Raw genomic sequence first — 24,831 nt, 5'->3', positions numbered from 1 at the left:
CACAGCCTTTGCGCCCGCGCTAGGCTGCGCGCAAAGAGGGAGCCTTCACCATATGCCGATCCGTTTCGCCGCGCTGCCAGGCGCAGCCCTGTTGCTTGCCGCCCCCGCTCTTGCCGTGGCGCCCGATCCCGTCGCGCTCGTCGCCGCGCGCGAGGCAGATACCACGCGCGTCGCACGACAGATCTGGGAGTGGGCCGAGGTCGGTTACAAGGAAGACCGGTCGAGCGCGCTGCTTGCGTCGGAGCTTTCCCGGGCCGGCTTCAAGGTGACGAAGGGCGTCGCCGGCATTCCCACCGCGTTCACCGCCGAATGGGGGACGGGCGGCCCGCTGATCGCGGTCCTCGGCGAATACGACGCCCTGCCCGGAATCAGCCAGGCCGCGGTCCCCGCCCGCGACCCGATCGCCGGCAAGCCCGCGGCGCACGCGTGCGGCCACAACCTGTTCGGTGCCGCCTCGATGACCGCGGCAATCGCGGTCAAGGAATGGCTCGAGAAGACCGGCACGCCGGGCCGGGTCCGGTTCTACGGCACTCCCGCCGAGGAAGGCGGCTCGGGCAAGGTCTACCTCGTGCGCGACGGGCTGTTCGACGACGTCGATTTCACGATCAACTGGCATCCGGGGGACGAGAACAGCGCCGCCGCCGAAACCAGCCTTGCCAACCGGTCGGCCAAGTTCCGCTTTCATGGGCGATCGGCCCATGCCGCGGGCGCTCCCGACCAGGGGCGCAGCGCGCTCGACGGGGTCGAGGCGATGAACATGATGGTCAACCTGATGCGCGAGCATACCACGATGGACTCGCGCATCCACTACGTCATCACCGAAGGGGGCAAGGCGCCGAACGTCATCCCCGACTTTGCCGAGGTCTTCTATTACGTGCGCCATTCCCGCACCGACGAGGTCGAGGCCATGTGGAGCCGGGTCGAGGCGGCGGCGAAGGGCGCCGCGATGGGAACGGGCACAAAGGTCGAATGGGAGGTGATCCACGGCAACAACCCGCTGCTCGTCAACGAGACCTTGCAGGCCATGATGGATGCCAAGCTGCGCGCGCTGGGCGGGATCGCATACAGTGCCGAGGAACGCGCGTTCGCAGAACGGATCGCGCCGACGCTGGCAAAGGCAAGGCCGATCGAATCGGCGCAGATGGTCGCGCCCTACGCCAGGACGCTCGGCTACGGCTCGACCGACGTCGGCGACGTCTCGTGGGCCACGCCGACGGTCGGCTTCAACACCGCGACCTGGGTGCCGGGCACGCCCTCGCACTCGTGGCAGTCGGCGGCGGCAAGCGGGATGTCGATCGGGTTCAAGGGCGCGCAACTGGCGGCAAAGGCGATGGCGCTGGCAGCGGTCGAACTCTACACCGACCCGGCGCTGCGGGCAGCGGCGAAGGCGGAGTTCGATGCTGCGCGCGGGCGCAACTACACCTACCGCTCGCTGCTCGGCGACCGCAAGCCGCCGCTCGATTACCGCGACTGAGCGGCGAGCGCGTCCATCGCGGGCCGTACCGGGGCGACGTCATACCCGGCGCGTGCAGCCGCGTCGGCAAGCGCGGCGGGATCGTCGCCCAGGCTCGCACGGGCAAGGGCCCAGAGCAGCGTCGAGCGCGTGCCCGAGCGGCAATACCCGAGTACCGGGCCGTCCGCCTTCTCGAGCGCCGCCGCGAGCGCCGCGACCTGGGGGTGGCTGAACCCGGCATGGGTGATCGGGATCGCGAGGTAGTCGATCCCGGCGTCGCGCGCGGCCGCCTCGATCGCGGGGCCGGGCACCTGATCGTCGCTCTCGCCCTCGGGGCGGTTGTTGACGATCAGCGCGACGCCGATCTCCTTCGCCGCGGCGACGTCGGCCGTGCCGATCTGGGGGCTTGCGTACATCGAATCGGACAACTGGCGGAAATCGCTCATGACTGTGCCTTTCTGGCGCGGCGGCGGCGCTGGACGATATTGAGCATCTCGACGCCCACCGAAAAGCCCATCGCGGCGTAGATGTATCCCTTGGGCACGTGGAAACCGAACCCGTCGGCGATCAGGACGAGCCCGATCATCACGAGGAACGCCAGCGCGAGCATGACCAGCGTGGGGTTCTTCTCGATGAACCGCGCGAGCGGGTCGGCGGCGACCATCATCACGCCCACGGTGATCACGACCGCGGCGACCATGATCGGAATCTCGTCTGTCATGCCCACCGCGGTGAGGATCGAATCGACCGAGAAGACGAGATCGATCGCAATGATCTGTGCGATCACCGCTCCGAAGGTGGCCTTGGCGGCCGCGCCGATGCCGGGGGTCTTGTCGAGCAGTTCTCCCGAATCGTCCTCGGGCTCCATCGAGTGATGGATCTCCTTGGTCGCCTTCCAGAGCAGGAACAGGCCGCCGGCGAGGAGGATCAGGTCGCGCCCGGAGAAGGCTGTCTCGAAGCTCGGTTCGCCATAGGCGTTCGGGGCGCCGGCCATGCCGAGATCGAACAGCGGCTGGGTAAGCGTCACCAGCCAGCCGATCAGCATCAGCAGCCCGATCCGCATGATCAGCGCGAGCGACAAGCCGATCCGCCGCGCCCGCGACTGCTGTTCGGGCGGAAGCTTGTTCGACAGAATTGCGATGAAAACGAGGTTGTCGACCCCAAGCACGACTTCGAGCGCAATCAGCGTCAGGAGCGCAAGCCAGGCGGCCGGGTCGGTGAGCAATGCGACGATATCCATGGCGTCAGCCATGCCGGGCCGATGACGGGCTGACAAGCATTCCGCACGCCTGAAGGGAGGCCGGGTGCCAGGGTCCGGTTAAATCGTTCGCAACAGGGCAGGACTTGCGCTATGAACCGCTACTGACTCACGGGGGAGGGGGCCGAATCCGGCCTTCCCGACCTGTCCCGGCGCGTTCCGTCCGCGCGTACGGGAAGGTTATGAAGGGCGGCGAGAATACGAAGGTACGTTTCAGGTTATGGGTTACGATAGAGGGAAACGTCGGGGCCGGGACAAGCGCGACGGGTTCGGTGAAGACGGCTTCGATCCCTTCGGCGGAGGCGGCGATTTCGGCGGCGACCGTGGCGGTTTCGGCGGCGGTGATCGTGGCGGCTTCGGCGGCGACCGGGGCGGTTTTGGCGGCGGTGACCGCGGCGGCTTCGGCGGCGGCGGCGGCGGTTTTCGCGGCGGCGGCGGTGGCGGCTTTGGCGGCCCGCGCGGTGGCGGCGGCGGCGGCGGCGGTTTCAACCGGATGCCCCCGCAGGTCGTCGGTGCCGGCAAGGGCACGGTCAAGTTCTTCAACGGCCAGAAAGGCTTCGGCTTCATCGCGCAGGACGGCGGCGGCGAGGATGTGTTCGTGCACATCAGCGCGGTCGAGCGCGCCGGCCTCGAAGGCCTCGGCGAAGGCCAGGAACTCGAATTCAACCTGGTCGATCGCGGCGGGAAGATCTCCGCACAGGACCTGCAGATCGTGGGCGATGTCGTTCCCGTGCAGAGCCGCGGCCCGCGCGAGGATCGCGGCGCTGGCAGCGGTTTCGGCGGCGCGGATCGCGGTCCGCCGCGGCGCGAGCTGACCGGCGAGAAGGCGACCGGGACGGTCAAGTTCTTCAATTCGATGAAGGGCTTCGGCTTCCTCGTCCGCGACGACGGCCAGCCCGACGCGTTCGTGCACATCAGCGCGGTCGAACGCTCGGGCCTTTCCGGCCTGAACGAGGGCGAGAAGTACGAATTCGACCTCGAGGTCGATCGACGAGGCAAGTACTCGGCGGTCAACCTGGTGCCCGTCCAGGGCTGACACGTCGGCGGCGGACCGGTGTTTGACCGGGCCGCCGCCTCACCTTAGACGGTGCGAATGGCGGTTCCCTTCCGGGGCCGCCATTTGTCGTTCCGATCACGGATTACCCGAATTACAGATTTCGCAAGGATCAAGCCCATGTCGATCACCCCGCTCATGCCCGTCTACCCCCGGTGCGGCGTGCGTCCCGTGCGCGGCGAGCACTGCCACCTGATCGACGAGGACGGGACCCGTTATCTCGATTTCGCGAGCGGCATCGCGGTCAACCTGCTCGGCCACAGCCACGAAGGGCTGATCGGCGCGATCCAGCGGCAGGCGGCCACGCTGATGCACGTGTCGAACCTCTACGGCAGTCCGCAAGGAGAGCGTCTCGCGCAGCGGCTGGTCGACCTTACCTTCGCTGACACGGTGTTCTTCACCAACTCCGGCGCCGAGGCCGTCGAATGCGCGATAAAGGCCGCGCGCGCCTACCACAGCCATGTCGGCAACGATGACAAGTTTGAGCTGATCACGTTCAAGAACGCGTTCCACGGCCGGACGATGGCGACCATTAGCGCCTCGAACCAGGAGAAGATGCACAAGGGTTTCCTGCCCCTGCTTGCCGGGTTCAAGTACGCCGAGTTCGACGACCTCGAAAGCGCGAAGGCGCAGATGGGGCCGCACACCGCCGGTTTCCTCGTCGAGCCGATCCAGGGGGAAGGTGGCATCCGGCCGGCATCGCAGGAGTTCATGCAGGGGCTGCGGCAGCTCGCCGACGAACATGACCTCATGCTCGTCCTCGACGAAGTCCAGTGCGGCGTGGCGCGGACCGGCAAGATGTACGCCTACGAACATTACGGCATCGAGCCTGACATCATGGCGACCGCCAAGGGCATCGGCGGCGGTTTCCCGCTGGGCGCCTGCCTCGCGACCGAGAAGGCCGCGCGGGGGATGGTCGTCGGCACGCACGGGTCGACCTATGGCGGCAATCCGCTCGCCATGGCGGCGGGCGAGGCGGTGATCGATGCGGTGGCCAACGACGAATTCCTCGCCGAGGTGACCGAAAAGGGCGAGCGCCTGCGCAGTCGGATCGAGCAGTTCATCGGCAACTATCCCGAGCTCTTCGATTGCGTGCGCGGCAAGGGTCTGATGCTCGGCATCAAGATGAAGGTCGAAAGCCGCCCCTTCTTCGTCCACCTGCGCGACAATCACCAGTTGCTGACGGTGGCCGCCGGCGACAACACGCTGCGCGTCCTGCCGCCGCTCGTCGCCGGCGAGGCCGAGTTCGACGAGTTCATCGACAAGCTGTCTGCGGGAGCGGCGGACTACGATCCGTCGGCCGCCGGATGAACCGCCTCCGGCACTTCCTCGACCTGTCGGATGCGGGTCGCGACGTGCTGACGGCGATGCTCGCCGACGCGCACGCGCGCAAGGCCGCGCGGCGCGACTGGCCGAAGGGGCGGCCCGATGCCGACGCCCCGCTCGCGGGCCACGTGCTGGCGATGATCTTCGAAAAGAACTCGACCCGGACGCGGGTCAGCTTCGACATGGCCATGCGCCAGCTCGGTGGCAGCGCACTCATCCTCGATTCCGGCTCGACCCAGCTCGGCCGCGGCGAATCGCTCGCCGACACCGCCCGCGTGCTCAGCCGGATGGTCGATGCGATCATGATCCGCACCGACGATCACGCCAAGATCGAGGAACTGGCGAAGCACGCCACCGTCCCGGTGATCAACGGCCTCACCGACCGGTCGCACCCGTGCCAGATCGTCGCCGACCTGCTGACGATCGAGGAGCAGGGCAAGTCGCTTGCCGGGCTCGAGCTCGCCTGGCTCGGCGATGGCAACAACGTGCTGCACTCGATCCTCGAAGCGGCCGCGTTGCTGGGCTTCAACGTTCGCGTCGGGGTGCCGCAGGGCTACGAGCCGGAGAGCGCGTTCGTCGAGATGGCGCGCGAGGCCGGGTCGACCATCACGCTCACGCGCGATGCGGCGCAGGCTGCCGCCGGCGCGGACGTGATCGTGACCGATACGTGGGTGTCGATGGGACAGGACCACGCGCACAACAAGCTCGCGGCGATGGCGCCCTTCCAGGTCGACTCCCGGCTCATGGCGCAGGCCAAGCCGGACGCGTGCTTTCTCCACTGCCTTCCCGCGCACATCGGCGAGGAAGTGACCGAAGAGGTGTTCGAAAGCGACAGGTCGGTCGTGTTCGACGAGGCGGAGAACCGCATTCACGCGCAGAAATCGGTGCTGCTGTGGAGCCTGGGCAGGCTTTGACCTAGCGCGCGCCGCGTGCGACCCCATATCGGCCGCGATGACCGATACCGCAGAAACGTACGCCGGCCGCGTGCTCGGCTTTTCCATTCCGGGACGCCACGCGCGCGGCCGCGCCGTGCGCATCGATGACGTCCTTGACGAGATTCTCTCGGCCCACGCCTATCCGGCGGCGATCACGCACCTGCTGGCAGAGGCGCTCGTGCTCACCGCTTTGATGGGGGGGCTGATCAAGGACGGAGACGCCGAAACAGGCGGCGGCCAGTTGACGATGCAGGCCCAGACCGAAGGCGGCGTCGTGCGGCTACTGGTGTGCGACTGGCGGGGCGGCGAACTGCGCGGCTACGTCGATTTCGACCGCGAGCGGCTTGCGGCGCTCGGCGCCAATCCTTCACTCTACGCGCTGTTCGGCAAGGGCTATCTGGCGATGACCTTCGACCTGCCGGCGGGCGGCGGGCGATATCAGGGGATTGTCCCGCTCGAAGGGGAATCGCTGGCTCAGGCGTGCGAGACATATTTCAACCAGTCGGAGCAGGTCCCGACGCTGATCCGTGTCGCGGTGCGCTCTGCCGGTGACGGCGCGGTTGCAGCCGGAATGCTCGTCCAGCATCTGGCCGATGGCGAGGAAGGGCGCGAGCGGCTCCACGTGCGGATGGATCACCCCGAATGGGAGCACGTGGCGATCCTAGCAGAGAGCATTCGCCACGACGAGCTGCTCGATCCGGGTCTTTCGCTCGAGGCGATCGTCTGGCGGCTGTTTCACGAGGAGGACGAAATCCGGGTCCAGCCCGGTTCGTTCGTTTCGCGAGGGTGTCGGTGCTCGGCGGAGCATTACGCGAAAGTGCTGGAGCGCTTCCCCGAAGAGGAGCGTGCGGAAATGCGCAACGAGGAAGGCGTCATCGTGGTCGATTGCGCGTTCTGCTCGCGCGCGTTTCCGATCAGGAGTTGACGGCTCGTAGTCGCCGGAGAACACTTTATCGGCCGCGCCCGCATGTGCTACATCCACCGATGGATACCAACGCGCGGGCGCATGGCGGAGCTTGATTTCGATGCGATTGCCGACTGCAGTCGGAGCACGATCCATGGTGATCGCGGCGGGTTTCTATGCGACCGGCCTGCTCAGTCCTGCCAGCGCCCAGGCGCCCTCGCTGGCGATGCTCAGCGCGCTTGATGAGGGGCAGTGGGAAGTCCGCTTTCGCGATGGCAGCGACAGCAAGCGCATTTGCGTGCGCTCGGGCTTCGAGTTGATCCAGGTCCAGCACGGCCAAGCTGCCTGCAGCCGTTTCGTGGTCGAAGACGATGCGACCGTGGTGACGGTCCAGTACACCTGTCGAGGGAACGGCTATGGCCGCACGACCGTGCGCCGGGAAGGCGCGGGGCTGGTACAGATCGACAGCCGGGGAATAGCGGCCGGCCTGCCGTTCGAGTTTTCGGCGGAGGCCCGGCGGGTCGGGACCTGCGAATAGACGGGATTGCCCGCGCCGCTGCGAGCGCCTAGCGCGGCGGAATGTCTGCCGAGCGCAACATTGCCGTGGTCCTGCTGTCGGGCGGGCTGGATTCCATGGTGACGGCAGGGATCGCACGCGAACGCGGGTTCGTGCTCCACGCCCTGTCGATCGACTATGGACAGCGGCACGCGATCGAACTCGACCGCGCGCGCGAAATAGCCGAGCGGCTCGGCGTCGCACGGCACGTCGTGCTTCCGCTCGATCTGCGGCGCTTCGGAGGATCGGCGCTGACCGACGACATAGCCGTGCCCAAGGACGGGGTGGGCGACGATATCCCGGTCACGTACGTCCCGGCCCGCAACCTGGTCTTTCTGGCCCTGACCGCTGCATTCGCCGAGAGCGCGGGCGCGCGGGACATCTTCATCGGTGTGAATGCGCTCGACTATTCGGGCTACCCGGACTGCCGACCGGAATTCATCGCCAGCTTCGCCGAAACGGCTCGCCTCGGGACCAAGGCCGGCGCCGATGGTAGGCCATTCACCATTCACGCCCCGCTTCAACACATGACCAAGGCCGACATCGCCCGCGAGGCGGATCGGCTTTCCCTTGATCCGGGTTGGAGCTGGTCCTGTTATGACCCCACGCCCGAAGGCGCAGCCTGCGGATCGTGCGACAGCTGCCGCTTGCGCCAAAAGGGCTTCGCGGAAGCGGGATTGGAAGATACGGTATCTTACGCCGGCGGTTGACCGGGCGATTCAGGGAGAGGCTTGTTGAGCGAAAATGACAGGGTCGCCGCCGGTGCACCGGACAATGCGCCCGTGCCCGCGTACAGCTGGTACGCCCTGAGCGTTCTGGTTCTGGTGTATGTGCTCAATTTCATCGATCGCCAGATTCTCTCGATCCTTGCCAACGACATAAAGGCCGACCTCGGCGTCGACGACGCCTACCTCGGGTTCCTCTACGGCACCGCGTTCGCGATCTTCTACGCCCTGTTCGGCATTCCGCTCGGCAAGCTCGCCGACAGCTGGAAACGCATTCGGCTGATGAGCTTCGGCCTTGCGTTGTGGTCACTGATGACGGCGCTGTCCGGCTTCGCGCGCAACGGGACTACGTTGACCGCTGCACGGATCGGTGTCGGGGTGGGCGAGGCGAGCGCCAGCCCGTCCGCCTATTCCCTGATTTCGGACTGGTTCCCGGCGCGGCTGCGCGCGACCGCGCTCGCCATCTATTCGTCCGGGCTCTATTTCGGTGGAGGGATCTCGCTGCTGCTGGGCGGGCTGATCAAGGACAACTGGAACGAGGCCTTTCCGGGCGGGGGGCCGCTGGGCCTGGTCGGTTGGCAGGCGGCGTTCGTCAGCGTCGGCATTCCCGGGCTCTTGCTGGCCGCCTGGGTGCTGACCTTGCGCGAACCCGTGCGCGGCGCGATCGACGGCATCCCGACTCCCGAGGATCCCGCGCCGTTCAGCGGCTTTTTCGACGAACTGGTCCAGATCATCCCGCCGTTCACGCTGATCGGTGCCTGGCGGCGTGGCCCAAAGGCACTGGCGATCAACCTCGTGGGTGCCGCGTTCTTTGCCGGCCTGGCGGTCGTCATGACACGGTTCGTCTACGCCGGCGTGGGCACGTTCGTGCCATCGGTATCGGACCAGTGGCTGTTCCTTGGCATCGGCTATTACGCAGTGTTCAGTTGGGCCAGCGCGCTCCGCTCGCGTGATAATCCGACCTTTCGCCTGACCTGGGGTTCGGCCGCATTCCTGACGACGATCATCGGTTACGGAGTCGTCTCCTTCGTTTCCTATTCGGCCTCGTTCTTCGCTGCGCCTTACGGTGAAGTACGGTTTGGAATCGCGGCGGCCGAGATCGGTTTCCTTCTTGGCGCGCCCGCCGCGGTCGCGGGCTTTCTGGGCGTCATCCTTGGTGGCCGGGCCGCCGACTGGCTGTTCGTGCGCACTCCTTCGGGGCGGCTCTATGTCGTGCTGTTCGGCCTGCTGGCGCCGGTTCCGGTCATCTGGATAACCTTTACCACCAGCGACATCACGATCTTCTACATCTTTGCAGCGCTGGGCCAATTCCTGGCGGCGAGCGCGCTGGGCGCGGCAGCGGCGACGAGCCAATCGCTCGTGCTCCCGCGGATGCGCGGGGTGGCGACGGCCACGTTTTTCCTCGCGACGACGCTGATCGGCCTTGCCCTCGGCCCCTTCCTCGCGGGCTGGGTTTCGGCGACGAACGGGGGCGACATCTCGCTGGGCGTACGCTCGACGATGTGGGCGGTGCCGATCGGCTTCTTGTGCCTGATCGCGGCGATCCGGTTGGTGCCGGTGGCCGCCGCGACGATGCTTGCCCGTGCCGGCGACATTGAGAAACCGATAGCTACGCGGGCTTGAGCACGCCGCAGGCGATCCTGCTGCCTGCGTTGCCACTCGGATCGGTTCGATAGTCATCCGCGTCTGCGTGCACCACGACCGCCGTTCCATCGGCGTCGAACAGCCAGCGGGATATGTCTGCGCGCGTACCCGGGAGGTCAGCGGTCAGCGAGCCGGTGCCTCCGGAATTGATTTCGATGTTGGGCAGATCCCCGACGTGGCGGCCGCCTTCGCTTAGCGAGCCGTGATGCTTGCCGAGGGGATTGAGGTGGCCCCCGGCGGAGGTGAAATCGGGGCGCGCGCAGTTCCCGGTCGTGTGCAGGTGAAAGCCATGAGGTCCGGGAGCGATCCCCGAAACCGCCGCGACGAGGGTGACGGTATCGCCGTTGGTCACGACCTGCACTGTCCCGGCGGGCACGCCATTCGACAGCGAAAGGGTTGCGCTTGCCAGCCGTTCGGACGGTAGGTCGGCCACCGTGCTGCAGGCCGTCAGGGCAGCCAATCCTAAGGGGACTGCAAGTTTCGCGGTTATCGACATCGTCTTCTTCCTGCCATTGTCGTCCAGACCTCAACGAAAAAGGGGCCGGATTTCTCCGGCCCCTGATCCATTTTCTCGACTTTCGCCGAAGATTACATGCCCGAGCCCGGACCGTAGGTGATTTCCACCCGGCGGTTCTGGAGTTCGCGAACACCGTCCGCGGTCGGGACGCGCGGCTGCGATTCGCCGAATGCTTCGGTCGAGATCCGGGTGTCCGGAACGCCACGAGCCGTCATGTAGGCCTTCACCGCATCCGCGCGGCGCTGCGAAAGGCCGACATTGTACGATGCCGAACCCGAACGGTCCGCGTGGCCGGCCAGCATGACCGCAGCGCTTCCGCAGTTCGAGTAGGCCGAAACCGCGTTGTTGAGAATGGTCGCAGCTTCCGGAGTGATGTCCGACTTGTCCCATTCGAAGAACACGATGTACGGGCCCTTGTTGCACACCGGTGCAGCAACCGGCGGGGGCGGCGGCGGCGGCGGCGGCGGCGGCGGAGCCGGGCGAGCCGGGCAGGTCGCGTCCATGGGCAGCTGGGTGCCGTCCCAGCAGGTCTGCATCGGGGCGGGTGCGCCGCCGAAGTTGAACCCGATGGTGCCGAGCAGCGAGTGCGACTGCCACTTGCCTTCGACCGAGCGGCCGCGGCTGTCCACGAGATCGAGGCCCGAGGTGTTGAAGAAGCGATACTTCAGGCCGACGTCGATCGTGTCGGTCAGCGGAGCACGCACACCGGCGAGAACCTGCCAGGCGAAGCCGCTGTCCGAATCGTCGAGGAAGCCCGGGCCGGTGGTGTCGATGGTCGCGCCATCGAACTTGGTGCGGGCGACACCCGCGCCGCCGCCGACGAAGCCCTGCATCCCGTCGTCCGGGCCGAAATCGACGAGGCCGTTGAGCATGAAGCTCAGGACGCTCGCGTCACCGTCGGCCGCATAGGTGCCGACAGGAGCTGGGGCCCCGCCAACGGTCGGCAGCACACGCGTGGAACTGCCAATCGAGTTGAGGTCAGCACCGCGGTAACCGGCTTCCGCTTCGAGGCGGAAGGGGCCGAAGTCGTATCCGACGATGCCGCCGAAGTCGTAGCCAGTGTGGCTGTCCACCGTGACAACGTTGGAGGCGCCCGCGACATCGAAGTCGATGTCCTGGACGATCATCGGTCCGCCATCGAGTTCGACGTACCAAGCGCCGTCCCGCGCGAGTGCAGGCGAAGCGATGGCAGTCGATGCCAGCGCCATGCCAATGACGAGTTTCCGCATTATGTAATTCCCCTTTTTAGCGAATTTGAGCCATTTTAGCGAATTTGAGCCATCGAGCGGTTCAATTTCTATCTTTTCCCCACTTGGGTGGCAAGCGGGCTTTCACACCAGACTGTTGCAGATCGGCATCGCTTTTGATGCGCGAACGGAATTAAGTGTGGCGATCCTGCCCTCCTTGTGCCCGCTTAACGCCCTTGTTCGCAGCGGGTTCCCGTCAATTCCGGGGAAGAATTCCGCAGCGGGTGAGGGCCCCTATCAATTCGCCGATCGCCGCTCTCGCCTCCGTATCGATCGTCTGTCCGCCGGCGGGCGCGGCGATGGCGCTCTCGCGCTGCCAGGCTCCATTGAATAGCAGAAATTGTCCCGTCGCCCTGTCATAGATCCGCGTGCCGTCTCGCGCTGCCACGAAGACCCATTCGCCGGACTGCCTGATCGCAAGGTTGCCTTCCTGGCCGGCGAACGCGCCGGTGGCGCCCGCCGCGACAAGCCAGCATTCGCCCTCCGGGGGATCGATGGGCGGCGCGCCCGCTTCGCCTTCGACAGCCGGGTGCACCAGGGCGTCGCAGCGCGACAGGGCGGCGTTGACGAAAAATTCCTTCTGGGCCTGGCCTGCGAGCGATGTGATGCTGGGGTCCGCGCAGCGACTCCGGTTCGGCGGCCGAGTAGAGAAAGGCCTGCGCCCCGTTGCCCCAACTGAGCCGTTTCAGCGACGGTTCGAACACCGGCAGGTTTTCCGGCGGGCAGACCGCGAGCAGCCCGCTCTCGCCCTCGACCATCACGCTGCGCGCTTCGCCGAGCGAGGCGCCGACGAGCGCGATCCGGCAATCCGGGTGGCGGCGGGCGTATTCGCGGACCCATTCGGCGCCCGCGCGCGTCTTGCCGAAGCCGCGACCCGCGCTGATCAGCCAGGTCTGCCAGTCGCCCGGCGGGGGCAGCTGGTCGGGCCGCGCCCACAGCTTCCAGAAATAGCGCAGTTCGCGCTGCTCGATCTCGCTCAGTTTGCGGAGTTCCGCGGGCCGGTCCTCCTGCGGACAGTCGAGCAGTGCGCGCAGAAGGTCGGTGCGCGCCGTCATTCGTCGTCCGCCGGGGCGCCAGCCTGGTACGCGCTGTCTTCCTCGGCCATCGCCCGTGCGGCCTCCTGGCGCTCCTTCATCTTCTCGAGCTTTTCGGTGATCGAGGCGATGATCGCGTCCTCGTCCTCGCTCGCGCGCAGCGCCTTTTGCCGGCCGACCGCCTCGCGGTGGGCGGTCAGCAGGCGAAATGCGATCGCATTGTCGAACTTGCGCCGGGCCTGGGCCTTGCCGCCTTCGAGCTGGCCGATCCGCAGGCGGTGGAGCAGGTCCATCTCGAGGTTGTCGTATCCTTCCGCCAGCGCCTCCTGCCAGCGGCGGTAGAAGTCGGGTTCCGCGCGCCGCGAGCGGTAGACGGTGCTGACGTCGACCCCGGCCTTCTGCGCGGCGAGGGTGACGTTCGAACTGTGAGCGAGCGCGGCGAGGAAATCGGCCTGCCACCGAGCCCTGGGCGGCGCCTTCTTCTTCGCCCCCGCCGCCTGCTTCCCGCGAGCTGCCATGTCGTGCGATCCCGAATTGGCGACGGCGGACGCGAAGACGGGCGGGAAGCGCAGCTCCCGCCCGTCAAGATCGCCTCAGCGGCGAATCACACCATCGCGATGTTCCTGTTGACTAACCAATGATCGTTACGATGTCAAGCTGAAAGTGCCAAAAAGGTTAATCAACGTTGCCGATTGTGCCGTGTTGCCGCTTCGCGTAGAGGCCCGCGACCAGACGGGTAGGGACGCGCATGCTTCGCAAGCTTTACGATTGGACGATGGAAAAGGCGGCGCATCGCCATGCCGTCGGATGGCTCGCGCTGTTTTCCTTCGTGGAGGCCAGCTTCTTCCCGATCCCGCCGCATCCCCTGCTCGGCCTGATGTGCCTCGCCGAACCGAAGAAGGCGATTCGCTTTGCAGTCGTCGCCACGATCGCATCGGTCGCCGGCGGATTGCTCGGCTATGCGATCGGCTATGCGCTTTACGACACTGTGGGCCAGCAGTTGCTGGGCGCGCTGGGCCTGACCGATAGCTTTCCCAAGGCGGCCTGCTACCTGCGCGAGTACGGCGCCGAGATCATCATGATCAAGGGCGCCACACCGATCCCGTTCAAGCTGCTGACGATCACCGCCGGCTTCATCGCGATGCCGCTGATCCCCTTTATCCTGGCAAGCGTGGTCAGCCGGTCGATCAGCTTCATGATCGTGGGCGTGCTGTTCCGCCTGTTCGGCGCGCCGATCAAGCGCTTCATCGACAAGTACCTCGGCCTCGTGACAATTGGCTTCGTGGTGCTGGTCGTCGGCGGCTTCCTCGCGATCACCCTGCTTTCCGGCGGCGATCCGGCGAAGACCGACGCGTGCTCCTCGGTCGAGGCGGTGCAGCCGGCCTAGCCGCCGAAGGTGGCCTCGAGGGTGATCTCGGCGTTCAGCAGTTTCGACACCGGGCAGTTCGCCTTGGCCTCGTTGGCCAGCCGCATGAACTCCGCTTCGTCGATGCCCAATACAGTGCCCGTGAGGACCAGGTCCGAGCGTGTGATGGTGAACGCGTCGCCCTCCTTGTCGAGGCTGACCTTCGCCGTCGTTTCGAGCGTGCCGTCACCGTGCCCGGCCCGGGCCAGCGCAAAGCTGAGCGCCATCGTGAAGCACGCCGCGTGCGCGGCGGCGACCAGTTCCTCGGGGTTGGTGCCGGGCCTGTCCTCGAAGCGGGTCTGGAAGCCGTAGGGCTGGTCGTCGAGAGCGCCCGACTGGGTGCTGACGTGTCCCTTGCCTTCCTTGCCGAGGCCTTCGTACCTTGCGCTGCCCGATTTCACGATGGTCATCCGTTCGTCTCCTTCGCACCAGAGACGGACGGGCGGGGCCTGGGTTCCGCGCAGGGTCAGAGGCTGGTCGCCGCGACGAATGCGCCGACCGCGATTACCACCGCGGCAAATCCCCGTTCGAGAAGGTTCTTGCGCGCGGCGAGGCGAACCCCGGCCATCCGGCCAAGGACCGACCCCGCGATCCCGCCCGCCACCAGCCATGCGACCAGGCCCCAGTCGACATAGCCTGACAGGGCGTAGGAGCCGGCGGTCGTCGCGCCCAGCGCGGTCACCACCACCAGCGAGGTGCCGACCGCCACCCCGATGGGCATCGCGGTCGCCGCGATGAGGCCGGGTACGATCAGGAAGCCCCCGCCGATTCCGAAGAACCCGGCGAGCAGCCCCACGCCGAGACCGTATCCGACGAGGCGCGGCAACAGGTGGCGCGCGCTGGTCCTGTCGAGGTGCACGTCCGGATCCGAGCCGCCCTTGCGCCCGCGCAGCATCAGCCCGCCGACGACGATCATCAGTCCGCCGAACGCCGCAAGCAGGTGCTGCCCGTTCATCGCCTTGCCCGCCTCGGCCCCGATCGCCGCGCCGAGCATCCCGGCACCCGCAAACACGAGCGCGCAATTCCACTTCACGTTCCCCGCCCGGGCATGGCCCGCGAGGCCCGCGGCTGCGTTGAGGGCAACCGCGACGGCGGCGGTACCGATCGCCGCGTGCGGGCTGTCGAGCCCGACGATATAGACCAGCAGCGGCACGGCCAGGATCGAGCCGCCTCCGCCCACCAAGCCCAGCACGAACCCGATCAGCGCGCCCGAGGCGATTACTGCGGCGATGGTGCCGGCCTCCATGGCGTCAGCGGGCGATGTTGGTGGAGGAACACATTAGACATGTCTAATGTATGACCGGCCGCTGCTAGTCAAGCCCGACGTCCGCCTTCCCCATGGGCGCTGCATTCCAACGGGCGACTTCAATCCAACGGAATCGGCCAAGCCGTCGTGAACTTGCGCCGGCGCTTGACGAAGCGGGTCTCGTAGCGGCGGACTGCCGGGTCGTCGCCGAGTGCTGCATCGGCGAACGCATTGAACGCATCCATGTCGTCGACCACCACCAGGACCATCAGGTCGAGCGGCCCCGCCAGTTCAAAGATCACCTGCACCTCGGGTCGTCGTTCCAGGCGCCTGAGAAACTCCTCGACCGGCTGCAACGCGTGGCGATCGAGCTGGACATCGACCATTGCCGAAAGGAACGGACCGACCTCCCCGCTGACCACTGCTCGGTCGGCCAGGATCGTGCCGTCCTCGCGCATTCGGCGCACACGCCGGGCGATCGCCGACGGAGACAGGGCGACGTCGCGGGCAAGATCTTCGGCGGTCGCCAGGGCATTCTCCTGCAGTAGCGCCAGGAGCCTGCGATCATAGCCGTCCCATTCGCGCATTTTCTTGCAACCTACCCCTTCGCGGTGCCCGAAACGGGCAAATAGCGACAAATCTTTGCCCGGACCACGCGCGCGGGCCAAGCTAAAAGGATTTTGGAGAAAGTTGAGCCTGGAAAGGGAAGTAGATGGTCACTTGTGTACGACTGATGGCAGCGATGGCCCTTGCCGGAAGCACGATCGGGGCGGCCTCCGCGGCCGAGCCCGCGCCGCCGGCCGCGACTGCCCCGAACGCGGTCGACGCGCGCACCGTCGTCGACGCCGTGCGTCAACTCGTTCGCGATCGCTATGTCATTGCCGAGACCGGCGCGGCGCTCGACGCGGCACTCGCGAAGGCGCAGGCGAACGGTGATTTCGCCGGCCTTTCGGGACGAGCGCTCGCCGAGGCGATCAACGGGGTGATGCGGTCGGTGACGCCAGACGGGCACCTTGGCGCATCGTACGATCCAGTCCGCTCGGCCGACCTCGCCGCCCATGGCGGGGCTTTCGCCGGCGAGGACGAGCTCACCCCGGCGATGATCCGGATGATCGCGCTCAACAACGCCGGCTTCCGGCGGATGGAGGTGCTGCCCGGCAACATCCGTTACGTCGACCATACGGTGTTCGCCTGGGGCACGCCGGAATCGGAGAGCGCACTGGCCAATGCGATGGAATTCCTGCGCGGCGGATCGGCGATCATCATCGATCACAGACGGATGGGCGGCGGTGCGGCCGAAGCGGTCGCCGCGATGGCGAGCTATTTCGTCCCGGAAGGCACCCCGCTCATGCGCTTCCAGACCCGCGGCGAGGAGCCCGAGGTATCGGTCAGCGGCGCCGCGCCGTTCAGCCTCGCCGGCAAGCCGGTCTTCGTGCTCACCTCGTCGCGCACCTTTTCCGCGGGCGAGGAGTTCGCCGCTCATGTGGATGCCTTCGGCTTCGCCAAGCTGGTCGGGGAGACCACGGGCGGCGGCGGGTTCAACAACATGTTCTTCGCGCTGCCCGGCGGCCACCTGATCTCGGTTTCGACCAGCCAGGCGCTTCACGCGAGGACCGGCAAGGGCTGGGAACGCACGGGCATCGCGCCCGCCGTGGCGGTGCCGCAGGACCGCGCGCTGGAACGCGCGCAGGCCGAGGCGGTAGCGGCGATGATTCCCGGCGCGCGCGACGGCGAGCGACAAGCGCTCGAGGCGATCCTGCCGGTCTACCGCGCGATGGCGGACGGGACCGCGCCGGCGAACCCTCCGTCCACCTATCTCGGCCGGTACGGCGATCGCACCATCGCGGTCGGCGCGGACGGAACGCTCACCTCGCAGCGCGGCAACGGCCCCGCCACCAGGCTGATCGCCCTGGGCGGCGATACCTTCGCGTTCGAACAGGCGCCCGCCCAGCGGATCGCGTTCGTGGTCGAGAACGGCAGCGCGGCGGCGGTGGAGGTGTCCTCGCCCGCCGGCCCGCAGCGCACTCCGCGCAACCCGGGCTAGGCGGGCGCGGGGATCAGATGATCCCCACCGCCTTGCCCGCGCGTCCGAACATGCCCAGGATCGTCTCGACTTCCTCGCTCGAATGCTCGGCGCACAGCGAACAGCGCAGGAGCGTCATGTTGGCAGGCGTCGCCGGCGGGCGGGCGAGGTTGACGTAGAGCCCCTCCTTGAGAAGCGCCTCCCACATCGCCGCGCCGCGCGGAAGGTCGGGCATGATCACCGCGACGATCGCGCTCTGCGGCTGCTTGGTGCCCAGTTCGAAGCCGAGCGCGGTCAGCCCCTGGTGCAGCCGCTTCGAATTCTCCCACAGGTGGGCGCGCTTGTTCGAGCCGTGCATCAGCTTGCGGATGCTGGTGGCGGCGGTCGCCACCACGCTCGGCGGCAGGCTCGCGGTGAACACGTAAGGGCGGCAGACGAGGCGCATGATCTCGAATTTCGGGTGGTTCGAAACGCAGAAGCCGCCGACCGTGCCGACGCTCTTGGAGAAGGTGCCGATGATGAAGTCGCAGTCGTCCATCACGCCTGCCGCTTCGCAGACCCCGCGCCCGTGCTCGCCGATGAAACCCATCGAGTGCGCCTCGTCGACGAGAACCATGGCCCCGTGCTTCTTGGCCACCGCGACCATTTCCTTGAGCGGCGCGACGTCGCCGAGCATCGAGTAGACGCCCTCCAGCACGACCAGCTTGCCTGCGCCCTCGGGAATGCGGCCGAGCCGCTTGTCCATCGCCTCGATGTCGTTGTGCTTGAACGGCACGACCTCGGCGTTGCCCAGCGCGCAGCCGTCCCAGATCGAGGCGTGGCTGTCGATGTCGAGCACGACGTAGTCGCCCTTGCCGGCGATCGTCGAAATGATGCCGAGGTTCGCCTGGTAGCCGGTGGAAAACACCATGGCATGATCCATGGCGTAGAATTCCCTGAGCGCGTCCTCGCACGCCTTGTGCCCCTGGTAGGTGCCGTTGAGCACGCGGCTGCCGGTGGTGCCCGAGCCGTACTCGTCGAGCGCCTGCTTGCCCGCCGCGATGACGTCGGGGTCGAAGGTCATGCCCATGTAGTTGTAGGTGCCGAGCAGGATGGTGTCGCGCCCGTTGCAGATCGCGCGGGTGGGGGAGAGGACCTTCTCCATGACCAGGCTGAACGGATCTTCCTGCCCGCTCGCCAGAAGCCCCTCGCGCATCGCGATCAGGTCGTCGAACTTGGAAAACAGGTCCTTGCCTTCGCCCGCCAGTTCGGGGGGCTGGTCGGGCTGCATGATGCCTTCGCTCACGTGGTCACCATCCGGGTCACGGCATCGATCAGGTCCCCCCAGGTCTCGATCTCGGCCTGCTGGTTCATGCTGATGATGATGTCGAACTCGTCCTCGATCGCGGCGACGAAGTCCATCACCGTCAGGCTGTCGAATTCGAGGTCGCCGGCGAACGAGGTGTCCTCGTCGATTCCGACCTCCTTCTTGTTGAACGGTTCGGCCAGCGTGCGGATGCGGGCGTCGACTTGTGCGCGGTCCATGATGGTCTTTTTGTCCTGTTTTCGTGCAACCGGCTCCGGTGGTTGGGCGCCTGCCACTGCAATAGGGGGGAAAAGCGACTACCACGCCCGCTTGTCAAGGGCGGGGCCGCTTGGCAACCTCGGACTCGGAGGCAGCAGGGGAGCGAGCCGATGGACCAAGCAGAGCCGGGGCGCTTCGCTCCCAACGCGGTGCAGATGCTCCGCACAGCCCAGGCGAGCACGCTTCAGCTGTCGCAGATGGCCGACCAGAAGGCTTCGATCCTGATGGGCGCGACATTCGTCGTGTTCTCGCTCTCGGTCGGGCGCGCGCTCGCCTCCAACCAGGCGCTGCCGTGGTCGCTCGCCGTGCTGGCGGTCTTCGCGTTTCTTTCCGCGCTGTGTGGCGTCTCGGCGGTGCTACCCGCGGTCAAGACCGCCAAGCCGCCGCCGGGATTCAAGCCGAACAAGCTGTTCTTCGGCCACTTCGCGCTGCTCGACGAGCAGGACTGGGCCGACGCGGTGATCCGCGATCTCGAAGACGAGGAGGCGATGTTTCGCATGATGCTGCACGACCTCTACCAGAACGGCCAGGTCCTCCACCGCAAGAAATACCGCTTCCTCGGATACGCCTATCGCCTGTTCATCGTCGGCCTGGTCGCCACGATGATCACCTTCGTGATCGAGATCGCAGCCATGTACTAGCTGCCGCGAAGCGGGGCCGGCTTGGGAACCGGCCCGAGGAAATTGCAGACGAGCCCTTCGGGTCGATAGTCGAGGGTGATCTGTCCGCCGAGGTCCGCGGCCAGGCCCTTTTCGATCAGGCTGGTTCCGAACCCCTTGCGGGTGGGTGGGGACACGGTCGGCCCTCCACTTTCCCGCCAGCCGAACATGAAGTTCTCGCGATCCTCGTCGAAACCCCACTCGATCGATACCCGCCCGCTGCCCGTCGAGAAGGCTCCGTACTTCATCGCGTTCGTGGCCATTTCATGTATCGCGAGCGAAATCATGATCGCGTGTCGGGGCGAAACCGCGACTTCCGGCCCCGAAAGGATCGCCCTTCCGCCATCGATGCCCGTTCCCGCCAGCGCGCTTTCGATTATCTCCTTGAGCACCGCTCCGCGCATGTTCTGCGAAACGAGCATGTCCTGCGCCTTGGCGATCGCGACGAGCCGCCCCTCGAGCACGGACCGGGCTTCCTCGAGCGATCCGGCCGAGCGGAAGGTCTGCTGCGCGACGGCGTGAACCACGGCCAGGATGTTCTTCACCCGGTGGTTGAGTTCGTGGAGCAGCAGTTTCTCGTGCTCGTTGGTCCGCAGGCGCTCGAACACGCGGCCCGCCTGCTCGCCGAGAGCCTGGACGGTCAACAGGATCCCCGGGTCGGGCGGAGCGGGATTTTGCGAAAAGAACTCGAGGATGGCGACGATTCGCCCCTCGCTCTTGAGCGGGAAGGCGAACGCGCCCCGAAAGCCCGTGTTCTTCCGGGGAAAATTCGTGTCCGATGCGGTGTCAGACACCCACTGGGCCTCGCCCGTCTCGAGGACCTTTCCGGGAAGTCCGTATCCCGGCCTGAATACGATCTCCCCGGTGCGCTGGCGGATGGTGGCAGCGATTCCGGGTTGCGCTTCGAACCAGACGCCGGAGGATCGGATAACCTGCTGGTTGCCCATCGGGATGACGAACGCGTGACCGACGGGCCAGCCGGTAATCTCGCAGATGGCACCCAGCGCGCGGTAGAGGGCATCGTCGAACGAATCCGAATCGGCGGCCATGCTGGCCACCTCGAACATCAGCCGGTTCTTGACCGCTTCGCGCTCGACCTTGCGTTCCGCTTCCTGGCGCTCGGATATGTCCCTGATGAAACCGACGAATACCTCGCCGGCAGAGCTGGGAGCGGTCGTGATCGAAAGCTCGACCGGCAGTTCGCGGCCGTCGCGATGAAGCGCCGTGATCTCGATCCGTCGGCCGAGCACGCGCGGTTCCCCGCCGGCGGCCAGCCGCTGCATGCCCATTTGGTGGGCTTCGCGGTGCCGCAGCGGGATGATGAGCTCGGACAGGCTGCGCCCCAGCACCTCGCTGCTGGGCCAGCCGAACGTGTCTTCGGCAACGCCATTCCAGCCGGCAACGAGGCCGCCTCCCGTCATGACGACGACCGCGTCGAGCGCCGTCGCGAGCACGCCTTCGAGCGCCGGGTCCAGCAAGGGATGAGGTGGGTCCGTCACGGGAGGGCTATGGCCTAATCGGGGAGGGTCGTCGAGGCGGGCCGGCTTTCCGCCCGGACCAAGGCCCCGATATCCTGTCTGGCAGCGGACTTATCCCACGAGGTTCTTCACCGCGGCCATGAACGGGCCGATGCTCACCGGCTTCGACAGGTATCCGTTCGCGCCGGCGTCGCGGATCCGCTCTTCGTCCCCCTTGCCGGCATATGCCGTGACGGCGAGCACCGGGGTATCGGCAAGGCCCGCGTCGCGGCGCATCGCGACGATCAGGTCGACTCCGGACACGCCCGGAAGCTGGATGTCCATGATGACGAGATCGGGGGTGAACGCGCGCGCGGCGTTCAACACTGCCTCCCCGTCCGCGACCGGCTCGACCTCGAACCCGCCGGCGCGCAGCACGTCGCAGAACAGTTTGCGGTTGAGATCGTTGTCCTCGACAACGAGGATTCTCTTTGCCACTGCTCTTAAGCCTCCGGTTGCGTCCTGCAGGCGCGACTAGGGATTATCAAGGACGCTGACAATTACTGCCGATACCGACCATCGCTCCGGAGACGCCGACACCCTGGCGCTCTCGGCCCTCGGCTGGGTGCTTGCCGACGAAGCCCGCGCCGAGCGGTTGCTCGCGCTGACCGGCCTGACACCGGACGTGCTGCGCGACAGCCTTACCGAGCGCTCCACGCTGGCGGCCGTGCTCGACTATCTCGCGGGTCACGAACCCGACCTGCTGCTCGCCGCCGACGCGCTCAACGTCACGCCCGAGCGGCTCGCGGCGGCGCGGCAGGAGCTGGCGGAATGAGCCGGCCGCTGATCGTATCGGACTGCGACGAGGTGCTCCTGTTCATGGTGGCGCACTTCAAGGCCTGGCTCGAGGAAAGCCAGGGCGTGACGTTCAACATGGTCGGCAACGACTTCGGCGAATCGATGCGCTGGACGCAGAGCGGCGAGGTGGTCGAGCCGGCCGAGATATGGGGCTTCCTGCGCAAGTTCTTCGACGGCGAAATGCACCGGCAGGACCCGATCCCCGGCGCGGTCGAGGGCATCGCCGCGCTCGGCGAGCACGCCGACGTGGTGATCCTGACCAACCTTGCCGATCGGCATCGCGAGATGCGCGCCGAACAGCTCGCCAGTCACGGCATCCACGCGCGGGTGTTCACGAACCAGGGGCCGAAAGGCCCGGCGCTCAAGGCGATCGTCGACGAATACGCGCCGAGCCGGACGGTCTTCATCGACGACCTTGCCCAGCATCACAAGTCGGCGGCCGATACCGTGCCCGGCGTGCACCGGCTGCACCTGTGCGGCGAACCGATGCTCGCTTCGCGCATCGCCTGCGCGCACGAGGCCGGCGACGCGCACGCCCGTATCGACACCTGGGAGCACGCGCTCCCGTGGCTTATGGAACGAATCGAAGGAGTGGACGCATGAGCATCGAGGCGCGCCTCGCAGAAATCGGCATCGAACTGCCCGAAGCCGCGGCCCCTGTCGCGGCCTACGTGCCGGTGGTCATATCCGGCGGTCTTGCCCACGTGTCGGGCCAGCTGCCGTTCGTGAACGGCGAGCTGGTCAAGGGGCGCCTGGGCGAGAGCGTGCCGCTGGACGACGGTGTCGCGGCGGCGCGGGCCTGCGGGCTGATGATCCTCGCCCAGCTGAAAGCCGCGCTCGGCTCGCTCGACCGGGTGGAACGGATCGTCAAGCTGGGCGCCTTCGTCAACTCGACCGGCGAATTCGACGCGCAGCCCCGGATCGCGAACGGGGCGAGCGAACTGATGGTGGAAGTGTTCGGCGACGCCGGCAAGCACGCGCGCAGCGCGGTCGGCGTACCGGTGCTGCCGCTGGGAGCCGCGGTCGAGGTCGATGCCATCGTCGCCGTGAGGGACTGATTTTCGCGCTTCTCGATACGCTGTTCGCACCCGCGCCGGACCCCGCCCGGGCCGGCTGGCTGGGGCAGCACGAATACGCACATCGGGGCGTGCACGACGGCCGCGTGGCGGAGAACTCGCCTGCCGCGTTCGCGGAAGCCATCCGCCGCGCGATGGGTATCGAGTGCGACGTCCAGAGGAGCCGCGACGGGCGCGCGATGGTGTTCCACGACTGGACGCTCGACCGGCTCACGGCCGAATGCGGGCCAGTTGCCGCACGGGATGCCGCCGCGCTCGAAACGATCGCGCTGGCCGTCGGTGGCGATCCCATTCCCACGCTTGACCGCCTGCTGGAACAGGTCGCCCGCCGGGTGCCGTTGCTGGTCGAGGTCAAGTCGAAGCGGAATCGCAGCCCCGTGCCGCTGTGCCTTGCGGTTCGCCGCGCGCTCGAAGGATATGATGGTGCCGTAGCGGTGATGAGTTTCGACCCTCGCGTGCCGAAATGGTTCTCTCGTCATGCCCCCGAGATCGTCCGCGGGCTCGTGGTCACCGAGGAGAACGAGCGCGGCTGGCGCGGCCGGTTCCGCCGCCACCTGTCGCTCTGGCACGCACGGCCCGACTTTCTCGCCTACGACGTGCGCGACCTGCCGAGCCGGTTCGCCGCGGCGCAGCGCGCGCGCGGCCTGCCGCTGCTGACCTGGACCGTCCGGACCCCCGAACTGCGGGCACGCGCCGCGGCGCACGCCGATGCGCCGATCGCCGAGGGAGCCGGGCTCGCATGAGCGAAGCCGGGCTTGTCGCACGCATGGCCGAAAGCGTCGCGGCGCTTCCGGCCGACGAATGGGACGCGCTCGACCCGAGCGGCAATCCGTTCACGCGCCATGCCTTCCTCGCCGCGCTCGAGGGATCGGAGAGCGTCGGGGAGGGTACCGGTTGGTCGCCGGCGCCGCTGGTGATCGAGGACGGGGGGCGGCTCGTCGCCGCCCTGCCGGCCTATCTGAAGGGTCATAGTCAGGGTGAATACGTGTTCGACCATGCCTGGGCCGACGCCTGGCACCGCGCCGGCGGGCGCTATTACCCCAAGCTGCAGGTGGCGGTGCCGTTCACCCCGGCGGCCGGGCCGCGGGTCCTCACCCGTTCGCCCGAACTGGCGCCTCACCTGCTGCGCTTCGCGGAACGGTTCGCCCAGGCCAACGACTTGTCCTCGATCCATGCGACCTTCGTCGAGGCGGCGCAGGTCCCGCTGTTCGAGGCCGCGGGCTGGCTGGTCCGGCATGACATCCAGTTCCACTGGGAGAACCGCGGATATCGTTCGTTCGACGACTTCCTCGACGATCTCGCCAGCCGCAAGCGCCGCGCCATCCGCAAGGAGCGGCGCGCGGCGCAGGCCGGGGTGGAAATCCGCCGCCTTTCGGGGTCCGACATCCGGCCCGAGCACTGGGACGCGTTCTGGGTGTTCTACCAGGACACCGGCAGCCGCAAGTGGGGCCGGCCGTACCTGACTCGGCGTGCGTTCGACCTCATGGGCGAAACGATGGCGGAAGCGATCGTGCTGGTCATGGCGTTCGATGCAGGACGCCCGATCGCGGGCGCGCTGAACTTTGCGGGACCGGATGCACTCTACGGTCGCTACTGGGGCTGCGTGGAAGACCGGCGCTTCCTGCATTTCGAGCTGTGCTATTACCAGGCCATCGACGAGGCCATCGAACGCGGCCTGTCACGGGTCGAGGCCGGCGCGCAGGGGCAGCACAAGATCGCCCGCGGATATGGCCCCGTGCAGACCACCTCGGCCCACTGGATCGCCGATCCGGGCTTTCGCGCCGCCGTCGCCGATTTCCTCGAGCGCGAGCGCGAAGGAGTCGCTGTCGATGCGGAGTGGCTGTCCGCGCGGACCCCGTTCAGGAAGGGCTGAGCCAGCCCGGCGAAAGA

29 protein-coding genes and 1 pseudogene are annotated in these 24,831 nt (G+C 67.1%); 16 read left to right on the top strand and 14 right to left on the bottom strand.

Annotated features, from left to right (window positions below; translation table 11 throughout):
• Nucleotides 1-52: 52 nt before the first annotated feature.
• On the top strand, nucleotides 53-1,474 hold the full coding sequence (locus N0B51_RS01600) for an amidohydrolase (RefSeq protein ID WP_259960434.1): 1,422 nt from the start codon (nucleotides 53-55) through the stop codon (nucleotides 1,472-1,474).
• On the opposite strand, the gene N0B51_RS01595 is transcribed toward N0B51_RS01600, so the two are convergent.
• Nucleotides 1,462-1,899: a protein tyrosine phosphatase family protein gene (locus N0B51_RS01595; RefSeq protein WP_259960433.1), complete on the bottom strand. Its 438-nt coding sequence runs from the start codon at nucleotides 1,897-1,899 to the stop codon at nucleotides 1,462-1,464. The two genes, N0B51_RS01600 and N0B51_RS01595, sit on opposite strands and share 13 nt — an antisense overlap.
• Nucleotides 1,896-2,693, bottom strand: a complete 798-nt coding sequence (locus N0B51_RS01590) for a TerC family protein (protein ID WP_259960792.1) — start codon at nucleotides 2,691-2,693, stop codon at nucleotides 1,896-1,898. The genes N0B51_RS01595 and N0B51_RS01590 overlap by 4 nt, the downstream gene beginning before the upstream one ends.
• Before the next feature lie 238 nt (nucleotides 2,694-2,931).
• Here N0B51_RS01590 and N0B51_RS14845 point away from each other — a divergent pair, with 238 nt between their 5' ends.
• The 7 genes from N0B51_RS14845 (at nucleotide 2,932) to N0B51_RS01545 (ending at nucleotide 9,834) form a co-directional block, all read left to right on the top strand.
• Nucleotides 2,932-3,747: a cold-shock protein gene (locus tag N0B51_RS14845; protein WP_311201816.1), complete on the top strand. Its 816-nt coding sequence runs from the start codon at nucleotides 2,932-2,934 to the stop codon at nucleotides 3,745-3,747.
• Between the two features lie 138 nt (nucleotides 3,748-3,885).
• Entirely contained in the window at nucleotides 3,886-5,076 is a 1,191-nt protein-coding gene (locus tag N0B51_RS01570; RefSeq protein WP_259960432.1) for an aspartate aminotransferase family protein, read from the top strand.
• Complete coding sequence (argF, locus tag N0B51_RS01565) at nucleotides 5,073-6,005, top strand: ornithine carbamoyltransferase (RefSeq protein WP_259960431.1); 933 nt, start codon at nucleotides 5,073-5,075, stop codon at nucleotides 6,003-6,005. Before N0B51_RS01570 ends, argF begins: the two co-directional genes overlap by 4 nt.
• 37 nt (nucleotides 6,006-6,042) lie before the next feature.
• Nucleotides 6,043-6,951, top strand: coding sequence for an Hsp33 family molecular chaperone HslO (gene hslO / locus N0B51_RS01560; protein WP_259960430.1), 909 nt, complete (start codon nucleotides 6,043-6,045; stop codon nucleotides 6,949-6,951).
• 133 nt (nucleotides 6,952-7,084) lie between these two features.
• A complete protein-coding gene (locus N0B51_RS01555; RefSeq protein ID WP_259960429.1) occupies nucleotides 7,085-7,468 on the top strand; it encodes a hypothetical protein in 384 nt (127 codons plus the stop codon).
• Nucleotides 7,469-7,509: 41 nt separating this feature from the next.
• Entirely contained in the window at nucleotides 7,510-8,196 is a 687-nt protein-coding gene (queC, locus tag N0B51_RS01550) for a 7-cyano-7-deazaguanine synthase QueC (protein ID WP_259960428.1), read from the top strand.
• Nucleotides 8,197-8,220: 24 nt separating this feature from the next.
• The gene (locus tag N0B51_RS01545) at nucleotides 8,221-9,834 is read left to right on the top strand and encodes an MFS transporter (protein ID WP_259960427.1); all 1,614 of its coding nucleotides are present in this window, start codon (nucleotides 8,221-8,223) and stop codon (nucleotides 9,832-9,834) included.
• Here N0B51_RS01545 and N0B51_RS01540 read toward each other — a convergent pair.
• From N0B51_RS01540 to N0B51_RS01520, 5 genes and pseudogenes are all read right to left on the bottom strand, one after another.
• Entirely contained in the window at nucleotides 9,821-10,315 is a 495-nt protein-coding gene (locus N0B51_RS01540; RefSeq protein WP_259960426.1) for a superoxide dismutase family protein, read from the bottom strand. The two genes, N0B51_RS01545 and N0B51_RS01540, sit on opposite strands and share 14 nt — an antisense overlap.
• Nucleotides 10,316-10,443: 128 nt before the next feature.
• Entirely contained in the window at nucleotides 10,444-11,601 is a 1,158-nt protein-coding gene (locus N0B51_RS01535) for an OmpA family protein (RefSeq protein ID WP_259960425.1), read from the bottom strand.
• Nucleotides 11,602-11,815: 214 nt separating this feature from the next.
• On the bottom strand, nucleotides 11,816-12,154 hold the full coding sequence (locus tag N0B51_RS01530; RefSeq protein ID WP_259960424.1) for a DUF2793 domain-containing protein: 339 nt from the start codon (nucleotides 12,152-12,154) through the stop codon (nucleotides 11,816-11,818).
• 76 nt (nucleotides 12,155-12,230) lie between these two features.
• Nucleotides 12,231-12,674 (bottom strand): annotated as a pseudogene (locus N0B51_RS01525) (terminase large subunit domain-containing protein); the annotation flags it as partial.
• The gene (locus N0B51_RS01520; protein ID WP_259960423.1) at nucleotides 12,671-13,171 is read right to left on the bottom strand and encodes a hypothetical protein; all 501 of its coding nucleotides are present in this window, start codon (nucleotides 13,169-13,171) and stop codon (nucleotides 12,671-12,673) included. The gene N0B51_RS01520 and the pseudogene N0B51_RS01525, both read right to left, overlap by 4 nt.
• A 230-nt stretch (nucleotides 13,172-13,401) precedes the next feature.
• Here N0B51_RS01520 and N0B51_RS01515 point away from each other — a divergent pair, with 230 nt between their 5' ends.
• A complete protein-coding gene (locus N0B51_RS01515) occupies nucleotides 13,402-14,040 on the top strand; it encodes a YqaA family protein (RefSeq protein ID WP_259960422.1) in 639 nt (212 codons plus the stop codon).
• Here N0B51_RS01515 and N0B51_RS01510 read toward each other — a convergent pair.
• The 3 genes from N0B51_RS01510 to N0B51_RS01500 form a co-directional block, all read right to left on the bottom strand.
• Nucleotides 14,037-14,468, bottom strand: a complete 432-nt coding sequence (locus N0B51_RS01510; protein ID WP_259960421.1) for an OsmC family protein — start codon at nucleotides 14,466-14,468, stop codon at nucleotides 14,037-14,039. The genes N0B51_RS01515 and N0B51_RS01510 overlap by 4 nt on opposite strands.
• Nucleotides 14,469-14,524: 56 nt before the next feature.
• Entirely contained in the window at nucleotides 14,525-15,304 is a 780-nt protein-coding gene (locus tag N0B51_RS01505) for a sulfite exporter TauE/SafE family protein (protein WP_259960420.1), read from the bottom strand.
• Between the two features lie 119 nt (nucleotides 15,305-15,423).
• Nucleotides 15,424-15,972 carry an Lrp/AsnC family transcriptional regulator gene (locus N0B51_RS01500; protein WP_259960419.1) on the bottom strand — a complete coding sequence of 183 codons (549 nt, stop codon included), beginning with the start codon at nucleotides 15,970-15,972 and terminating at the stop codon, nucleotides 15,424-15,426.
• Between the two features lie 65 nt (nucleotides 15,973-16,037).
• Here N0B51_RS01500 and N0B51_RS01495 point away from each other — a divergent pair, with 65 nt between their 5' ends.
• The gene (locus N0B51_RS01495) at nucleotides 16,038-17,348 is read left to right on the top strand and encodes a S41 family peptidase (protein WP_259960418.1); all 1,311 of its coding nucleotides are present in this window, start codon (nucleotides 16,038-16,040) and stop codon (nucleotides 17,346-17,348) included.
• Between the two features lie 13 nt (nucleotides 17,349-17,361).
• On the opposite strand, the gene spt is transcribed toward N0B51_RS01495, so the two are convergent.
• Complete coding sequence (spt, locus tag N0B51_RS01490) at nucleotides 17,362-18,597, bottom strand: serine palmitoyltransferase (protein ID WP_375545922.1); 1,236 nt, start codon at nucleotides 18,595-18,597, stop codon at nucleotides 17,362-17,364.
• Between the two features lie 11 nt (nucleotides 18,598-18,608).
• Complete coding sequence (locus tag N0B51_RS01485; RefSeq protein ID WP_259960416.1) at nucleotides 18,609-18,851, bottom strand: acyl carrier protein; 243 nt, start codon at nucleotides 18,849-18,851, stop codon at nucleotides 18,609-18,611.
• Between the two features lie 150 nt (nucleotides 18,852-19,001).
• Between N0B51_RS01485 and N0B51_RS01480 the strand changes: the two genes are divergently transcribed.
• Nucleotides 19,002-19,532 (top strand): Pycsar system effector family protein, encoded by a 531-nt coding sequence (locus N0B51_RS01480; RefSeq protein ID WP_259960415.1) that lies wholly within the window; start codon nucleotides 19,002-19,004, stop codon nucleotides 19,530-19,532.
• Here the strand turns inward: N0B51_RS01480 and N0B51_RS01475 are convergent.
• Entirely contained in the window at nucleotides 19,529-21,049 is a 1,521-nt protein-coding gene (locus tag N0B51_RS01475; protein ID WP_259960414.1) for an HWE histidine kinase domain-containing protein, read from the bottom strand. The two genes, N0B51_RS01480 and N0B51_RS01475, sit on opposite strands and share 4 nt — an antisense overlap.
• Nucleotides 21,050-21,139: 90 nt before the next feature.
• Complete coding sequence (locus N0B51_RS01470; RefSeq protein ID WP_259960413.1) at nucleotides 21,140-21,505, bottom strand: response regulator; 366 nt, start codon at nucleotides 21,503-21,505, stop codon at nucleotides 21,140-21,142.
• A gap of 55 nt (nucleotides 21,506-21,560) precedes the next feature.
• Between N0B51_RS01470 and N0B51_RS01465 the strand changes: the two genes are divergently transcribed.
• The 5 genes from N0B51_RS01465 to N0B51_RS01445 are packed head-to-tail and all read left to right on the top strand — an operon-like array spanning nucleotide 21,561 to nucleotide 24,814.
• The gene (locus N0B51_RS01465; protein WP_311201823.1) at nucleotides 21,561-21,842 is read left to right on the top strand and encodes a DUF3572 domain-containing protein; all 282 of its coding nucleotides are present in this window, start codon (nucleotides 21,561-21,563) and stop codon (nucleotides 21,840-21,842) included.
• Nucleotides 21,839-22,468 (top strand): HAD family hydrolase, encoded by a 630-nt coding sequence (locus N0B51_RS01460; protein WP_259960412.1) that lies wholly within the window; start codon nucleotides 21,839-21,841, stop codon nucleotides 22,466-22,468. The genes N0B51_RS01465 and N0B51_RS01460 overlap by 4 nt, the downstream gene beginning before the upstream one ends.
• Nucleotides 22,465-22,923, top strand: coding sequence for a RidA family protein (locus N0B51_RS01455; protein ID WP_259960411.1), 459 nt, complete (start codon nucleotides 22,465-22,467; stop codon nucleotides 22,921-22,923). The genes N0B51_RS01460 and N0B51_RS01455 overlap by 4 nt, the downstream gene beginning before the upstream one ends.
• Complete coding sequence (locus N0B51_RS01450) at nucleotides 22,920-23,684, top strand: glycerophosphodiester phosphodiesterase family protein (protein ID WP_259960788.1); 765 nt, start codon at nucleotides 22,920-22,922, stop codon at nucleotides 23,682-23,684. The genes N0B51_RS01455 and N0B51_RS01450 overlap by 4 nt, the downstream gene beginning before the upstream one ends.
• Nucleotides 23,681-24,814, top strand: coding sequence for a GNAT family N-acetyltransferase (locus N0B51_RS01445; RefSeq protein WP_259960410.1), 1,134 nt, complete (start codon nucleotides 23,681-23,683; stop codon nucleotides 24,812-24,814). The genes N0B51_RS01450 and N0B51_RS01445 overlap by 4 nt, the downstream gene beginning before the upstream one ends.
• The last annotated feature ends 17 nt before the right edge of the window (nucleotides 24,815-24,831 follow it).

The organism is Tsuneonella litorea, assembly GCF_025154015.1.
Classification (GTDB): Bacteria; Pseudomonadota; Alphaproteobacteria; order Sphingomonadales; family Sphingomonadaceae; genus Tsuneonella; species Tsuneonella litorea.
Note: the sequence above shows the minus strand (reverse complement) of the source record. Positions and strands in the feature narration are given on the sequence as shown.

What these genes read in the sequence shown, in the direction of transcription:
- N0B51_RS01600 (WP_259960434.1), top strand. Translation starts at nt 53, where the DNA reads ATGCCGATCCGTTTCGCCGCGCTGCCAGGCGCAGCCCTGTTGCTTGCC.
- N0B51_RS01595 (WP_259960433.1), bottom strand. Translation starts at nt 1,899, where the DNA reads ATGAGCGATTTCCGCCAGTTGTCCGATTCGATGTACGCAAGCCCCCAG.
- N0B51_RS01590 (WP_259960792.1), bottom strand. Translation starts at nt 2,693, where the DNA reads ATGGATATCGTCGCATTGCTCACCGACCCGGCCGCCTGGCTTGCGCTC.
- N0B51_RS14845 (WP_311201816.1), top strand. Translation starts at nt 2,932, where the DNA reads ATGGGTTACGATAGAGGGAAACGTCGGGGCCGGGACAAGCGCGACGGG.
- N0B51_RS01570 (WP_259960432.1), top strand. Translation starts at nt 3,886, where the DNA reads ATGTCGATCACCCCGCTCATGCCCGTCTACCCCCGGTGCGGCGTGCGT.
- argF (WP_259960431.1), top strand. Translation starts at nt 5,073, where the DNA reads ATGAACCGCCTCCGGCACTTCCTCGACCTGTCGGATGCGGGTCGCGAC.
- hslO (WP_259960430.1), top strand. Translation starts at nt 6,043, where the DNA reads ATGACCGATACCGCAGAAACGTACGCCGGCCGCGTGCTCGGCTTTTCC.
- N0B51_RS01555 (WP_259960429.1), top strand. Translation starts at nt 7,085, where the DNA reads ATGGTGATCGCGGCGGGTTTCTATGCGACCGGCCTGCTCAGTCCTGCC.
- queC (WP_259960428.1), top strand. Translation starts at nt 7,510, where the DNA reads ATGTCTGCCGAGCGCAACATTGCCGTGGTCCTGCTGTCGGGCGGGCTG.
- N0B51_RS01535 (WP_259960425.1), bottom strand. Translation starts at nt 11,601, where the DNA reads ATGCGGAAACTCGTCATTGGCATGGCGCTGGCATCGACTGCCATCGCT.
- N0B51_RS01520 (WP_259960423.1), bottom strand. Translation starts at nt 13,171, where the DNA reads ATGGCAGCTCGCGGGAAGCAGGCGGCGGGGGCGAAGAAGAAGGCGCCG.
- N0B51_RS01515 (WP_259960422.1), top strand. Translation starts at nt 13,402, where the DNA reads ATGCTTCGCAAGCTTTACGATTGGACGATGGAAAAGGCGGCGCATCGC.
- N0B51_RS01510 (WP_259960421.1), bottom strand. Translation starts at nt 14,468, where the DNA reads ATGACCATCGTGAAATCGGGCAGCGCAAGGTACGAAGGCCTCGGCAAG.
- N0B51_RS01505 (WP_259960420.1), bottom strand. Translation starts at nt 15,304, where the DNA reads ATGGAGGCCGGCACCATCGCCGCAGTAATCGCCTCGGGCGCGCTGATC.
- N0B51_RS01495 (WP_259960418.1), top strand. Translation starts at nt 16,038, where the DNA reads ATGGCAGCGATGGCCCTTGCCGGAAGCACGATCGGGGCGGCCTCCGCG.
- spt (WP_375545922.1), bottom strand. Translation starts at nt 18,597, where the DNA reads ATGCAGCCCGACCAGCCCCCCGAACTGGCGGGCGAAGGCAAGGACCTG.
- N0B51_RS01485 (WP_259960416.1), bottom strand. Translation starts at nt 18,851, where the DNA reads ATGGACCGCGCACAAGTCGACGCCCGCATCCGCACGCTGGCCGAACCG.
- N0B51_RS01480 (WP_259960415.1), top strand. Translation starts at nt 19,002, where the DNA reads ATGGACCAAGCAGAGCCGGGGCGCTTCGCTCCCAACGCGGTGCAGATG.
- N0B51_RS01460 (WP_259960412.1), top strand. Translation starts at nt 21,839, where the DNA reads ATGAGCCGGCCGCTGATCGTATCGGACTGCGACGAGGTGCTCCTGTTC.
- N0B51_RS01455 (WP_259960411.1), top strand. Translation starts at nt 22,465, where the DNA reads ATGAGCATCGAGGCGCGCCTCGCAGAAATCGGCATCGAACTGCCCGAA.
- N0B51_RS01445 (WP_259960410.1), top strand. Translation starts at nt 23,681, where the DNA reads ATGAGCGAAGCCGGGCTTGTCGCACGCATGGCCGAAAGCGTCGCGGCG.